This window comes from Falsiroseomonas ponticola (assembly GCF_016805305.1).
Lineage (GTDB): Bacteria > Pseudomonadota > Alphaproteobacteria > Acetobacterales > Acetobacteraceae > Falsiroseomonas > Falsiroseomonas ponticola.
In genome coordinates this window covers 255,654-268,580 of record NZ_JAERQN010000010.1, presented here as the reverse complement: position 1 = coordinate 268,580, position 12,927 = coordinate 255,654, and the positions used below count along the sequence as shown (strand labels likewise).

At 74.2% G+C, this 12,927-nt stretch carries 10 protein-coding genes; 3 read left to right on the top strand and 7 right to left on the bottom strand.

What is annotated here, in order from left to right; all coding sequences use genetic code 11:
• Positions 1 to 280 precede the first annotated feature (280 nt).
• Together cydC and cydD are read right to left on the bottom strand one after the other, a co-directional pair.
• Positions 281 to 1,936 carry a thiol reductant ABC exporter subunit CydC gene (gene cydC / locus JJI54_RS25125; RefSeq protein ID WP_203076154.1) on the bottom strand — a complete coding sequence of 552 codons (1,656 nt, stop codon included), beginning with the start codon at positions 1,934 to 1,936 and terminating at the stop codon, positions 281 to 283.
• Positions 1,933 to 3,609, bottom strand: a complete 1,677-nt coding sequence (cydD, locus tag JJI54_RS25120) for a thiol reductant ABC exporter subunit CydD (RefSeq protein WP_203076153.1) — start codon at positions 3,607 to 3,609, stop codon at positions 1,933 to 1,935. The genes cydC and cydD overlap by 4 nt, the downstream gene beginning before the upstream one ends.
• A gap of 120 nt (positions 3,610 to 3,729) precedes the next feature.
• On the opposite strand from cydD, the gene JJI54_RS25115 reads away from it, so the two are divergent.
• The 3 genes from JJI54_RS25115 (at position 3,730) to JJI54_RS25105 (ending at position 6,019) form a co-directional block, all read left to right on the top strand.
• A complete protein-coding gene (locus tag JJI54_RS25115; RefSeq protein ID WP_203076152.1) occupies positions 3,730 to 4,638 on the top strand; it encodes a polysaccharide deacetylase family protein in 909 nt (302 codons plus the stop codon).
• Positions 4,639 to 4,657: 19 nt separating this feature from the next.
• Positions 4,658 to 5,194, top strand: coding sequence for a lipocalin family protein (locus tag JJI54_RS25110; protein WP_203076151.1), 537 nt, complete (start codon positions 4,658 to 4,660; stop codon positions 5,192 to 5,194).
• Between the two features lie 84 nt (positions 5,195 to 5,278).
• Positions 5,279 to 6,019, top strand: coding sequence for a DUF3800 domain-containing protein (locus JJI54_RS25105; protein WP_203076150.1), 741 nt, complete (start codon positions 5,279 to 5,281; stop codon positions 6,017 to 6,019).
• Between the two features lie 126 nt (positions 6,020 to 6,145).
• Here JJI54_RS25105 and JJI54_RS32445 read toward each other — a convergent pair whose 3' ends face one another.
• From JJI54_RS32445 to JJI54_RS25080, 5 genes are all read right to left on the bottom strand, one after another.
• Positions 6,146 to 9,037: a PAS domain-containing protein gene (locus tag JJI54_RS32445; RefSeq protein WP_203076149.1), complete on the bottom strand. Its 2,892-nt coding sequence runs from the start codon at positions 9,035 to 9,037 to the stop codon at positions 6,146 to 6,148.
• 163 nt (positions 9,038 to 9,200) lie between these two features.
• On the bottom strand, positions 9,201 to 10,034 hold the full coding sequence (locus JJI54_RS25095; protein WP_318987581.1) for a GNAT family N-acetyltransferase: 834 nt from the start codon (positions 10,032 to 10,034) through the stop codon (positions 9,201 to 9,203).
• Between the two features lie 5 nt (positions 10,035 to 10,039).
• On the bottom strand, positions 10,040 to 10,795 hold the full coding sequence (locus JJI54_RS25090; protein WP_203076147.1) for an SDR family NAD(P)-dependent oxidoreductase: 756 nt from the start codon (positions 10,793 to 10,795) through the stop codon (positions 10,040 to 10,042).
• Positions 10,792 to 12,162 carry a formimidoylglutamate deiminase gene (locus tag JJI54_RS25085; protein WP_203076146.1) on the bottom strand — a complete coding sequence of 457 codons (1,371 nt, stop codon included), beginning with the start codon at positions 12,160 to 12,162 and terminating at the stop codon, positions 10,792 to 10,794. The genes JJI54_RS25090 and JJI54_RS25085 overlap by 4 nt, the downstream gene beginning before the upstream one ends.
• A gap of 43 nt (positions 12,163 to 12,205) precedes the next feature.
• Positions 12,206 to 12,907: a UTRA domain-containing protein gene (locus tag JJI54_RS25080; protein WP_203076145.1), complete on the bottom strand. Its 702-nt coding sequence runs from the start codon at positions 12,905 to 12,907 to the stop codon at positions 12,206 to 12,208.
• Positions 12,908 to 12,927 lie beyond the last annotated feature (20 nt).

The following is a 12,927-nucleotide window of genomic DNA, read 5'->3' as shown; positions in this document are numbered from 1 at the left end:
CGGCGCCGTCATGCGCAAACTCGTCGTCATCCTGAACGCCATGATGCGCACACGACAGCCTTGGGCCACCTCCAACCACCAGACCGCCTGACCCCACCACGCCCAGCGCAAGACGGTTGCTCGGAACCCCCTTCATGGGATCAGGGGAGAGGGGCCTGCGCGCGCGTCGGACAAGCGCGCGTTCCGGCCCCTCTCCCCTGATCCCATCATGACGCGGTCCAGGGTCCCGCTGGACCCTGGTGGGGGGTGCCGGGGGGCAAAGCCCCCTGGCGAGCCACCCTCACCCCATCGCCGGAAGGGCGCGCCCCGCCGCCAGCCGCAGGATCCGGTGGGGGCGTTCCACGCCGATCAGGCGGTGGACGATCAGGATCACGCTGCGGCCCTGGGTGGCTTCGCCCAGCGTCTCCAGGAAGGCGCGTTCGGTCTCGGCGTCGAGTCCCGCGGCCGGCTCATCGAGGATCAGCACGGGCGCGTCGGTCAGCAGCGCGCGGGCCAGGGCCAGGCGCCGCGCCTGGCCGCCGGAGAAGCGCGCCCCGGCTTCCCCGCAGCGCGTCGCCAGGCCTTCCGGCAGGGCGCGCACCATCTCCCCGATCCCGGCGCGGTCCAGCGCCTGCCAGAGATCCGCTTCCGGCGCGTCCGGCCGGGCGAGGCGGAGGTTCTCCTCGATGCTGTCGTCGAAGAGGCGCGCATCCTGCGTCAGGCAGGCGATGCGGGACCGCACGGCGTCGGCCGGCAGGGTCGCGATATCCACGCCCCCCAGCGTGATCCGCCCGCCCTGCGGTGCCGCGAGCTTCAGCAGCAGGGAGGTCAGCGTGGATTTCCCGATGCCGGAGGGCCCGAGCAGGGCGACGCGCGCGCCTTCCGGCACGTCGAGGTCGAGCCCGTCGAGGACGGGTGGCCGGTCCGGCGCCCAGGCGAAGCGCAGCCCTTCCACCTTGATGGCGTGGCCGCGCGGCGGCGTGGCGGGTTCGGCGGGCTCGGCGACGGGCGCGGGTTGGTCCGCGGCCTCGAACAGGCGGCGGGCGCTGGCGCCCGCGGCGGCCAGCGCCGCGCCCGCGCGGGGCAGCAGGCCGAAGGCCTCGGCGGCGGCGGTGGCCAGGAACAGGCCGAGCACCGCGGCGGCGACGCCGCCCTCCCCGACCGCCAGGCCATAGGCCAGCGCGCCCAGCATGGCCGCCTGGGTCAGCAGCATCCCGGCGGCGCCGCCATAAGCCGCGCGGCGGGACAGCGCGCGCTGCGCCGCGGCCAGGGCCTGGCCCTCGCGGTCCGCGCGGGCGGCGGCGCGGCCCTCGGCGCCGGCGGCCAGCGTATCCTCGATGCCGGTCAGCGGATCGACCACGGCGGCGCGCAGCGACCCCTGCGCCACCGCCACCCGTTCGCCGGCCGCCGCCGCGCCCGGCGCCAGCAGCGGCGGCAGCAGCAGCGCCAGCGCCAGCGGCACGGAGACCAGCGCGGCCAGCGGCAGCGAAACCGCCCCCAGCACCACCGTGATGGCCAGCACCGCCGCCACCGCCGCGGCGCCCGGCACGATGGCGCCGAGATAGACGCGGTCCAGCGCATCGATATCGGAGACGAGGCGGCCGAGCAGGTCCCCCGCCCGCCGGAAGCCGAGCCCCGCTGGCAGCCGTTCCGCCAGCCGCCGGAAGAACCAGACGCGCGTATCCGCCAGCGCCCGGAAGGTGGCGGCATGCGTGACCAGGCGTTCCAGGTAGCGGAAGACCGGCCGCAGGATCACGACGGGCCGCAGCCAGAAGAAGGCCGCCGCGCCGCCGGCGAAGATCGCGGCCGGCGTCACGCCCTCCGCCACCCCGCGCCCGGCGAGTGCCAGCAGCGCGAGCCCCGCCAGCGAGGCCGCGCAGGCCATGGCGAGCCCGGCCGCCAGCCACCAGGCGCGGCTCCGCCACAGCCCCAGCACGCGCAGCAGGTCCGCGTTCATTCGCCCGCCATCCGGGCGCCGACCGCGCGCCCGCCCTCGATCTCCAGCACCCGGCCGAGGGTGCGCTGCGCCAGGCGCGAATGGGTGGCGATGATGGCGGTGCGCCCGGCGCAGAGGCGGCGGATGCTCTCCAGCACCTCGGCCTCCGTCCCCGGGTCCAGATGCGCCGTCGGCTCATCCAGCAGCACCAGCGGCGCGTCCCGCAGGAAGGCCCGCGCCACCGCCACGCGCTGCGCCTGCCCGCCGGAGAGGCCGAAGCCGCCCTCCCCCACCAGCGTGTCGAGCCCCTGCGCCAGGCCGCGCGCGAAATCCATCACCCGCGCCGCCTCGGCCGCCGCCTCCACCGCCGCGGGCGGGGCATCGGGCCGGGCCAGGGCGATATTCTCCCGCAGCGTGCCGCGGAACAGGTGCGCGCGCTGGCCGACATAGGCGGTCAGGCGGCGAAGCTCGGCGGGGGCCAGCAGGGTCGCGTCCTGCCCGTTGAAGGCGATCCGCCCGCCATCCGGCCGCCGGAAGCCCATCAGCAGCCGGAGGACGGAGGATTTGCCCGCGCCGGAGGGCCCGGCCAGCACCAGCGTCTCCCCGGGCAGCACCCGAAAACTCAGCCCGTCCAGCGCCGGCGGGCGGGCGGGGTCGTAGGTCAGCGTCACGTCCTGGAAGGTGACGACCAGCTTGTTCGGCACTTCCTCCAGCCGGTAGCCCGGCGCGGCGCCGTCATCCTCCAGCAGCGGCGCCAGCTCCGCCGCGGCCCCGCGGGCGGCGAGGCGTTCGTGATAGGCCTGGGAGAAGGCGCGCAGCGGCGCGAAGAAGGCCGGCACCAGCAGCAGGGTGAAGATGGCGCCCGCGGGGTCCGGATGCGTCAGCCCCAGCACCGCGCCATGCCGCACCGCGAGGCAGGCGATGGCCGCCGCCGCCAGCGCCTCCAGCGAGGCGGAAGACAGGAAGGCGACCCGCAGCACCCGCATGGTGCGCCCGCGCAGCTCGTCGGCCGCGACGCGCAGCGCCGTCGCCTCCGCTTCCTGCCGCCGGAACAGCACCAGCGTCGGCAGCCCGCGCATGCGGTCGAGGAAGCGGCCGGACAGGCGATCCAGCGCGGAGAACTGCCGGCGGCTGGCCTGCGCCGCGCCGATGCCCGTCACCGCCATCGCCACCGGCACCAGCAGCCCCGCCACCAGCAGGATGGCGCCGCTGGTCGCATCCACCGCGAAGGCGGCCGCGGCCACCAGCAGCGGCCCCGCGATCGCCAGCATGGCGGCGGGCAGCCAGCGCGTGAGGAAGCCTTCCAGCGCCTCGATCCGATCGACCACCAGCGCGGCGCGTTCGCCGACCGGGCGCTGGTCCTCCGCCCCCGTCGCCAGCAGCCGCGCGAAGGCCTGGTTGCGAAGGCGGGTCTTGGCCGCTTCCCCCGCCGCGATCAGGGCGCGTTCCTGGGCGATGCCGATCGCGGCCGAGAGCAGCGCCAGCGCCCCAGCCGCCGCCAGCTCCGTCCAGCCCGCATCCCCGATGCCGAGCAGCCGGGCGATCAGCAGCGCGACCAGCCAGGCCTGGCCGATGCCGGTGGCGACCTGCCCGATGCCGAGCACCAGCGGCACGGCCAGATGCGCCCGCGCCGCGCGCGCTTCCCGCCGCAGCAGCGCCCCGGCCGCCCCCTCACCCTGTCTGACCCGTCCCATTGCGCCGGACCATAGGCCACCGGCGCGAAACGGTCATCCCACCCGGGGCGGCGTTTTCGCGGGGTTGCCGGGGCGCGCGAAATGACCCACCTCCGCCGCGACCGATCGCCGGAGTGCCCGATGCTGCCCACCCATGGACGCTACGACTACACGGCCTGGCGGGGCCGCGCGCCCTATGCCTGGCCGAATGGCGGGAAGCTCGCGGTCTATCTCGGCGTGAACCTGGAGCATTTCGCCTTCGGCGAGGGCCTGGGCGCGGAACTCGCCCCCGGCGGCCCGCAGCCCGATATCCTGAACTTCGCCTGGCGGGACTACGGCAACCGCGTCGGCGCCTGGCGGCTGCTGGAGACGCTGGACGAGCTGGCCCTGCCCGCGACGCTGCTGCTGAACAGCGCCATGTACGACTACGCGCCGGACCTCATCGCCGCCCATCGCGCCCGGGGCGACGAGATGGCCGGCCATGGCCGCACCAATTCCGAACGCCAATCCGTGCTGCCGGAGGCCGAGGAGGCGAAGCTGATCGCCGACTCGACCGCGGCGATCCTGGCTGCCGAGGGCACGGCGCCGCGCGGCTGGCTCAGCCCCTGGATCGCGGAGAGCCGCACCACCCCCGACCTGCTGGCCGAGGCCGGCTACCGCTACACCATGAACTGGTGCGCGGACGACGCGCCCGTCTGGATGCGGACGCGGTCAGGCCCCCTGCTGGCCATGCCCTACCCGCAGGAGGTGAACGACATCCCCGCCATCGTCGGCCGCAAGGATGGCGGCGATGCCTTCGCGGCGATGATCCTGGATGATTTCCACGAACGCCTGCGCCAGGTCCGGGACGGGCTGCCCCAGGTGATGGGCATCGCGCTGCACCCCTACATCATCGGCCAGCCCCACCGGATGCGGCACCTGCGGCGGGCGCTTGCCGAGATCGCGCAGCACCGCGACCAGGTCTGGATCACCACGGCCGGCGCCATCTTCGACCATGTGGCGAGCCTGCCGCCCGGGATCGTTCCGGGCGATCCGCGCGTTGGTGGATGAAACCGTGGGAGTCCCGCCCGTGATCCGCCGCCTGCTGCTCGCCCTGCCCCTGCTGCTCGCCGCCTGCGCCACGCCCCCTGCGGAGCCGCCGCCCGCGACGGTCGCGAGCGTGGACCTAGCCCGCTACGCCGGCACCTGGCACGAGATCGCCCGCTTCCCCAACCGCTTCCAGGACGGCGGCGGCCGCGCCTGCACGAACACGACCGCGACCTACACCGCGCGGCCGGACGGCACGGTCGGCGTGGTGAATCGCTGCCGCGATGCGCGGGGCGAGGAACAGGTGGCGACGGCCAGCGCCTATGCCGTGGAAGGCAGCGGGAATGCGAAGCTGCGCGTCACCTTCTTCTGGCCCTTCTACGGCGACTACTGGGTGATCGGGCTGGACCCGGAATACCGCTGGGCCGTGGTCGGCGCGCCGGGGCGGAACTACCTCTGGGTGCTGTCGCGCACGCCGGCGATGAGCGAGGCGGACTACGCCGCCGCCGTGGCGATCGCGCTGGGCCAGGGGTTCGAGGTGCAGCGCCTGGTGCGCGGCGAGGCGGCGGCAGCACGCTGAGACCCGCAGACGGGATGCAGAGGCCCAGGGGCGGGCCGGCCGAATCGGACTCCGTTACCGCGCCCGCCCGTGATATCGTTACGCATGCAGTTCAGCGACTATGTCGTCTACGCGGATGAGAGCGGCGATCACAGCCTCACCTCCATCAACCCGCAGAACCCGGTCTTCGTCCTCGCCTTCTGCATCTTCGAGAAGAACGCCTACATCAGCCACGCCGTGCCCAGCGTCCAGCGCCTGAAGTTCGACTTCTGGGGCTGCGACTGCGTGGTCCTCCACAGCCACGACATCCGCAAGGCGACAGGCGAGTTCAACATCCTTCTCAACCCGGACACGCGCGGGCGGTTCACCGACCGCCTCCACCGGCTCATGGCCGACATGCCGGTCACCATCATCGCCGCCGTCATCGACAAGCAGCGCCACGTCGCGCGCTACAGCGAACCATCGAACCCCTACGACATCGCACTCGCCTTCTGCATGGAAAGGTTGCAGCGCTGGCTGCAGGAGAAGGCGCAGGCCGACAGGCTGACGCATGTCATTGTCGAACGGCGCGGCAGGACAGAGGACGCGACGCTCGAACTGTCCTTCCTGCGCATCAAGGACGGACAAGGCGTCCATGGCGGCCCTATGCCGAATCTGGCCATCCGGTTCATGGACAAGAAGCACAACTCGACAGGGCTGCAGGTCGCTGACCTCGTTGCCCATCCCATCGGCCGCCACGTCATCAATCCGGCGCAACCCAACCGCGCCTATGACCTGATCGAGCCGAAAATGCGACGTAGCTCCGCGGGCCGGATATCGGGCTACGGCCTCAAGATATTCCCCTGAAAAGCGAAAGGCCCCGGGCTTCCCCGAGGCCAGACGCCGGACGAGCATTCCCGTCCCACTTGACGTCGAAGGTGGTCGTGGACCGCTTCACTGTCAAGCACGATGTTCCTCCTGCGTTCCCGCCCCCTACCCCGCCCGCCCCACCCGCGGCAGCGCCACCACCCCCGCCGGCGCCACCACCCCCGCCAGCGGCGCCTCCACCACGCAACTCACCCCCTCCGCCGCGAAATCGATCCGCGTCGTGCCGCCCAGGTCATGCGCCAGGCTGCGCTCGATCAGCCGCGTGCCGAAGCCCTGGCGCTCCGGCGGCGCCGCCGGCGGGCCGCCGCGTTCCGTCCAGCGCAGGCGGAACAGCGCGGGATCGCCCGCCACCGTCTCCCACCCGATCGCCACATGCCCCGACTGCACCGACAGCGCCCCGTATTTCAGCGCATTCGTCGCCAGCTCATGCAGCGCCATGGACAGCGTCACCGCGACGCGCGGCACCAGCCGCAGCGGCGGGCCCTGCACGCGGAAGCGCGCGCCGTCCCGCCCGCCATGGGGCGCCAGCACGCCGGCCACCACCTCATCGATGCTGGCCCCCGCCCAGCCATCCCGCGTCAGCACGTCATGCGCCGCGGCCAGCGCCAGGATCCGTGCCTCCAGCCCCTTCCGCACGCCTTCATCGGTGCCGCGCAGGCTCTGCGCCGCGATGCTCTGCACCGTCGCCAGCGTGTTCTTCACGCGGTGGTTCAGCTCATGCACCATCAGCCGAAGCCGGTCCGCATCCTCCCGCCGCGCCGTCACATCCTGCTGCCCGCCGCGGATCATCCGCACCGTTCCATCCACCGCGCGGACGAATTCGCCGCGGCTCGCGATCCAGCGGACCTCCCCGGTATCGCCGCGGCGGATGCGGAACTCGAAGGCGAAGGTCACCAGCGCCCGGTCCGCCATCGCCGCCAGGCGCCGGTCGCGCAGGGCGGCGCGATCCTCGGGATGCACCATGTCCAGATGCGCGCCCTCCGGCAGCATGGAAGGCGGCGGCAGCGACGCGTCGAGGCCGTAGAGCCGGTACATCATCTCCGACCAGTAGGTGGCGCCGCTCTCCATGTCGCAGGAGAAGAAGCCGATCGCCCCCGCCTCGCTCGCCAGGCGCAGCTGCGTCTCGCTCTCCCGCAGCCGCGCCTCGGCCTGGATGCGCGCGGTGATGTCCACGGAGGACCCGATCAGCCCGACCACCTTCCCCACCCCGTCGCGGAAGGGCGCCTTGGTGGAAAGCCAGATCGCCGGGCTGCCATCGGGCAGGGTCACCGCCTCCTCCACCTGCTCGGCCACGCCGCTGTCCATGATCCGCTGGTCATTCGCCGCCACGGCCGCGGCCTGCGCGGGATCATCGAGGAACGCCGCATCCGTCCGGCCCAGGATCGTGTCGAGCGGCTTGCCCACCAGCCTGGCCACGCCTTCATTCGCCACCAGCATCCGGCCCTCCCGGTCCTTGGCGTAGACCACGCCCGGCATGGCGGCGATGAAGGCGCGCAGCAGCATGGCGGACCGGTCGCGCTCCGCCTCCAGGTTCCGGCGCGCCTCGATGTCCAGCAGCACGCCCGGGAAGCGCAGCGGCCTGCCATCCGGGCCGAGATAGACGCGGCCATTCGCCTCGATCCAGCGGAACACGCCGTCCCGCCCGCGCACGCGGTAGGGATGCGCATAGGGGCCGCCGCGGGCGATGGCGCCGGCGATGGCGGTGCGCAGGCCGGGCAGGTCGTCCGGATGGACGGTGGCGATGACCTGTTCCAGCGACAGCCCGCTGCGCGCCCGCGCGGGGTCGAGGCCGAAATAGAAGGCGAAGCGCTCATCCAGCCTGAAGCGGTCCGTCACCAGGTCCCAGTCCCAGGTGCCGACGATGGCGCCGGCGGCCAGCGCCAGGGCCACGCGCTCCGCCTCCTGCCGCAGCCTTTCCTCCCGCGCGCCGATCGCCGTCTCCACCGCCGCGAAGCCGCGCCGCAGCGCCTCCAGCTCCGCCACCCGCGCGGGGGGCATGGCGGCGGCGGCGCCGACCGGCAGCGGCCCCTCCCCATCCGCCAGCACGCGCGCATGCGCCTCCAGCCGCCGCACGGGCTGCAGCACGAGCCGCGCGATGACGAAGGCCAGGCCGCAGCCCAGCAGCAGCGCCAGCCCCGCCCCGGCGCCGAGCGTCAGCGCGGTGATGCGCCAGGCGGCATCGAAGCCGGCCGCGGGTTCCGCCGCCACCACCGTCCAGCCCTCGGCCAGGGCCAGGCGGTGGAAGCCGAAGACATGGGGCACGCCATCGAAGGTGGCGGCGCGGTAGAGCCCGGCCGGCGCCGCGGCCAGCTGCCGCCGGTTCGCCGCCGGGATCGGCTGGCCGGTCCGGCGGCCGTGATGCGCGTCGGACCGCGCCACCACGACGCCGCGCCCATCGGTCAGGGAGGCGAAGCGCGGCCCCGCGCCGAGCGGCGCGGCCAGGGCGCGGCGGAAGGCCTCCGCCTCCATCCGCACCGCCAGCACGAAGCGGACGGCGCCGTCGCGCTCCACCGGCACGCCGATGCTGGCCGCATGGCCGCCCGCGCCGCCCGGCAGGAAATCCGTCACCGCCGGCGCCCGCCGGTCCCGCACCACGGCATGGGCGGGCATGGCGCCACCGGGCGCGCTGCCCGGGGGGGCGGCGGTATCCAGCAGCGGGCGGAGCGTCACCGCATCCAGCAGGGTCGCGCTGGTGCCGAAGGTGCCGACCACGCGCCTGGCCTGCGCCTCGAAGCGCGGCAGGTCCGGCGCCGGCCCATCCAGCGCCTCCGCCGCCGCCAGGCCGCGCAGGATGCCGAGGTGTCGGTCGATCTCCCGGTCCAGCGCGGAGGCGAGGTCCCGGGCCGTATCGACCAGCCGCGCCCCCGCCGCATCCTGCCGCCCCTGCACGGCCTGCCAGGCGGCGAAGGCGCCGAAGCCGAGGGAGGGCACCAGCACCGCCACCACCAGGCCGAGCAGCAGGACCGCGAAGCGCAGCCGGGGGGCCGGGCGCGTCACGCGGCGCGGCCCCTCGCGGATGGCCCCGCGCTACACCTTCCCAGGCCTGGAATGCCGCCCGTGCCCTTCATCACGGCAAGGCGCTAGCACGGCCGGGGCGTCCTTCGCCGGGTGCAAGCGGCGAATGGGGCGCGGCGCGCGATCACGATGGCGCGGGGGCGGTTCAGCCCAGTTCGAAGGTCGTGATGCCGAACAGCCGTTCCATCCGCACCGCGGGCGCCGCCCCCGTGTACATCCGCGCCGTCTCGAACACCGGGGCCAGCCCCAGCCCCTCCGCCAGCCCCACCGCCTCCCGCTGAGGCTCCGCCACATCCAGGAACACCGAACCCCCCGCCGGCACCGCCTGCGCGATCAGCGCCGCCACCAGCCGCTCCGCGACCCCCCGATCCGCCGCGACCAGCGGCCCGATCTTGTGCCCCTCTTGCGCCGGGCGGATGACGCCGAAGCCCGCCACCTCCCCGTCCCGCAACACCGCCAGCGCCACATGCCCCGGCGCCGCCAGCCAGGCGCGGAGAAACCCCTCGCGTTCCGCCGGAAACACGGAACGGTCCAGCGCCGCCAGCGCCGCGAAGGGCACGCTCGACGCCGCCACCACATCCGCCGGAACGGCGCCCGCCGAAGCCGGCACGCCGCCGAAGCGGATGTTGTTCCAGGCCAGCGAAAACCCGGATTTGCGATAGTTCGCCTGCTGCGCCACCACGCCGTCCAGCCCGACCAGCCGCCCCGCCAGCCGCGCCATCGCCGCCTGCCACACCATCATGCCGAGGCCATGCCCCCGCATCGCCGGCCGCGCGATGTAGAAGCCGATGAAGCCGAACTCCGCCCCGTAGCGCGTGGCCGCAATCACGGAGGCCAACCGCCCCCCCTCCTCCACGCCGAGGAACAGCCCGGGATCCTGCGCCAGGAAGCAGCCGAGGTCCGACAGCCCCGGATTCCACCCCTCCGCCGCCGCCCATTCGACCGCGGTCGCGGCCTCCGCCGGCGTCAGCCCCCGCACAGTGCTCAATGCATCACGTCCCCGCCATTCGGCGACAGCGTCGCGCCCACGAAGAAGTCGCCCCCGGGCGAGGAGGCCAGCAGCAGCGCCGCCGCCGCGATCTCCGCCGGCTTGCCGACGCGCCCGATCGGCAGCCCCGCCCCCGTCCGCTCCGCCCAGCCCTCGCCGAGCTGCGCCGTCAGGTCGGTGGTGACGGGCCCCGGCGCGATGGCGTTCACCAGGATGCCCTTCGGCGCCCCCTCCCGCGACAGCGCGCGCACGAAGCCGACCAGCGCCGCCTTGGCGGTGACGTAGGGCACGATCCCGATGCCGCCCTTGAAGGCGAGCTGCGAGGCCGTGACGATGATCCGCCCGCGGCCGCGCGCGGCCATCCCATCCCACACCGCCTTGGCGCCGACCCAGGCCGCCTTCACATGCACGGCGATGACGCGGTCGAAATGCTCGTCGGGCAGTGTCTCGAACGGCCCGCGCAGGTTCATCCCCGCATTGCTGCACAGCACGTCGCACGGCCCGAGCGCCGCCTGCGCATCGGCGATGAAGGCCCGCAGCCCGTCGCTGTCCGCCACATCGACGGAGCGATGGAAGGCCCGGCGCCCGAGGCCCTCGATCCCCGCGGTCACCTCCGCCGCGCCCGCCGCGTCATCCAGGTGGCAGAAGGCGATGTCGGCGCCTTCGCGCGCGAAGAGCAGCGCCATCTGCCGCCCGATGCCCCGGCTGCCGCCGGTGATGATCGCGACCTGCCCCGCCAGTTGACCACTCATGCCAGCAATCTCCGCATTGTCCGCGCAAACTGCTCCCCGATCGGCAGCGCGTCCACATGCCGCCCGGCCTCCACCACCACGCGCCCGCCGCAGACGACGGTGCGGACGGGGTTGCCCTGGCCGCTGAAGACCCAGGCATCCAGCAGCCCGTCGCCGGCGCGCCCGACCAGCGTGGGATGCGCGGGGTCCAGTTCCACCAGATCCGCCCGCATCCCCGGCGCGATGGCGCCGATCCTGCGCCCGCTCGCCTGCACGCCGCCGGCCAGCGCGCCTTCCAGCAGCGTGCGCCCGGGGTGGGGATTGGCCGCGCCCGTCGCCACCGCGCGGGCATGGTCGCGCAGCCGCTGGCTCGTCTCCAGCTGGCGCAGCTCGTCGCGCGGCGCCGTGCCCACATGGCTGTCCGTGCCGATCCCGAACCGCCCGCCCGCCGCCAGATACCGCGTCAGCGCGAAGGTCCCATCGCCCAGCGACGCCTCGGTCGAGGGACAGAGCCCCGCCACCGCGCCGGTCTTCGCGAGGTCCGTGACTTCGCCATCGTCCATATGCGTCGCATGGATCAGCACCCAGCGCTCATCCACCGGCAGGCTGTCGAGGATCCACCGCACCGGCCGCTTGCCCGTCACCGCCAGGCATTCCTCCACCTCCTTCGGCTGTTCCGCCGCGTGGATGTGGATCGGCCCCGCGAAGCCCGAGACCTTGCGGATCATCGCCGGCGTGCAGGCGCGCAGCGAATGCGGCGCGAGACCCACCGCCATCTGCGGATCCCCGGCCGAGGCCTCCCGCGCCCCCTCCACGATGCGCGCGAAGCCGTCGAGGTCGTTGAGGAATCGCCGCTGCCCCGCATGCGGCTCCACGCCGAAGATGCCGCCATGCCGGTAGAGCGAGGGCAGCATCGTCATCCCGATGCCCACCCGCCGCGCCGCCGCGATGTGCCGCTTCGCCATCTCGGCGGGGTCGTCATGCGGCGTGCCGTCGGGCTGGTGGTGCAAATAGTGGAACTCGCACACGCCGGTGAAGCCGTGCTCCAGCAGCTCCGCATAGAGCTGCGCGGCGACGGCCTCCGCATCCTCCGGCGTGAAGAGGCCGACGAAGCGGTACATCGTCTCCCGCCAGGTCCAGAAGCTGTCGCGGCCCTCCGGGCTGCGGCGTTCCGCGCCGCCCGCCATGGCGCGCTGGAAGGCGTGGGAGTGGAGGTTCGGGACGCCAGGCACGACATGCCCGTGCAGCCGCCGCGTGGTGCCCGCCTGGCCCGCGAAGCCCGGCGTCACGGCGGTGATCCAGCCCGCGCCATCGACCTCGACCAGCACATCCCGCGCCCAGCCGCCTGGCAGCAGCGCGTCCGTGGCGATGAAGCGCCGCGTCACCATGGCAGATTTCCCCCCTGCACCCATCCCGCATGGCCCATCCGCGTCAGCCGCGCAACGGTCCCCGCATGGCGCGCACCGTCACCTCATGCCGGTCCCCCGGCCAGGTGATGCGCGCCGCCGTCACCGGCTGGTCGCCCCGCCAGGTGCGGCGCTCCATCACCAGGCAGGGCGCGCCCGCCGCCATGCCCAGCGCCGCCGCCACCGCCCCATCCGCCGCCGCCGCGCGGATGCGGTGCTCCGCCTCCGTCCAGGGCACGCGGTCCAGCAGCCAGGTGCCCGGCGGCGAGTCGCGGAACTCCGCCCCCGCCGCCTCCGGCACCGCCGCCAGGCTCACCAGCCGGTCCTCCATCGCCGCGGGCACGCCCTGGCTGTCATGCCGCACCAGCAGCGCCAGCACCCGCGCCCCCCTGGGCAGCGCGCCGATCCGCGCCCGGTCCGCCGCCCCCGCCACCCGCACCGCCCGCTTCAGCACGGCATGGGAATGCCCCGGCAGCATCTCCCGCATATCCGGCACGCCGAGCAGCTTTTCCTCCGACGGCGGCGCCGCCACGAAGCTCCCCGCCTTCCGCCTGCGCACCACCAGCCCCGCCGCCACCAGGTCCGCCAGCGCGCGGCTGACGGTCATGCGCGCCACCCCATGCGCCGCCACCAGCTCCTGCTCCGAGGGCAGCCGGTCCCCGGGCTTGAGCGTGCCCGAGAGGATCAGCCCCTCGATCTGCTGGCGGATGTCGGCGTGGCGGGTCATGGCGCATTATGTCTAGACAT

Excerpts from the sequence above, each read along its gene's own strand:
- cydC (WP_203076154.1), bottom strand. The coding sequence starts at position 1,936 with ATGAACGCGGACCTGCTGCGCGTGCTGGGGCTGTGGCGGAGCCGCGCC.
- cydD (WP_203076153.1), bottom strand. The coding sequence starts at position 3,609 with ATGGGACGGGTCAGACAGGGTGAGGGGGCGGCCGGGGCGCTGCTGCGG.
- JJI54_RS25115 (WP_203076152.1), top strand. The coding sequence starts at position 3,730 with ATGCTGCCCACCCATGGACGCTACGACTACACGGCCTGGCGGGGCCGC.
- JJI54_RS25105 (WP_203076150.1), top strand. The coding sequence starts at position 5,279 with ATGCAGTTCAGCGACTATGTCGTCTACGCGGATGAGAGCGGCGATCAC.
- JJI54_RS25090 (WP_203076147.1), bottom strand. The coding sequence starts at position 10,795 with ATGAGTGGTCAACTGGCGGGGCAGGTCGCGATCATCACCGGCGGCAGC.
- JJI54_RS25085 (WP_203076146.1), bottom strand. The coding sequence starts at position 12,162 with ATGGTGACGCGGCGCTTCATCGCCACGGACGCGCTGCTGCCAGGCGGC.
- JJI54_RS25080 (WP_203076145.1), bottom strand. The coding sequence starts at position 12,907 with ATGACCCGCCACGCCGACATCCGCCAGCAGATCGAGGGGCTGATCCTC.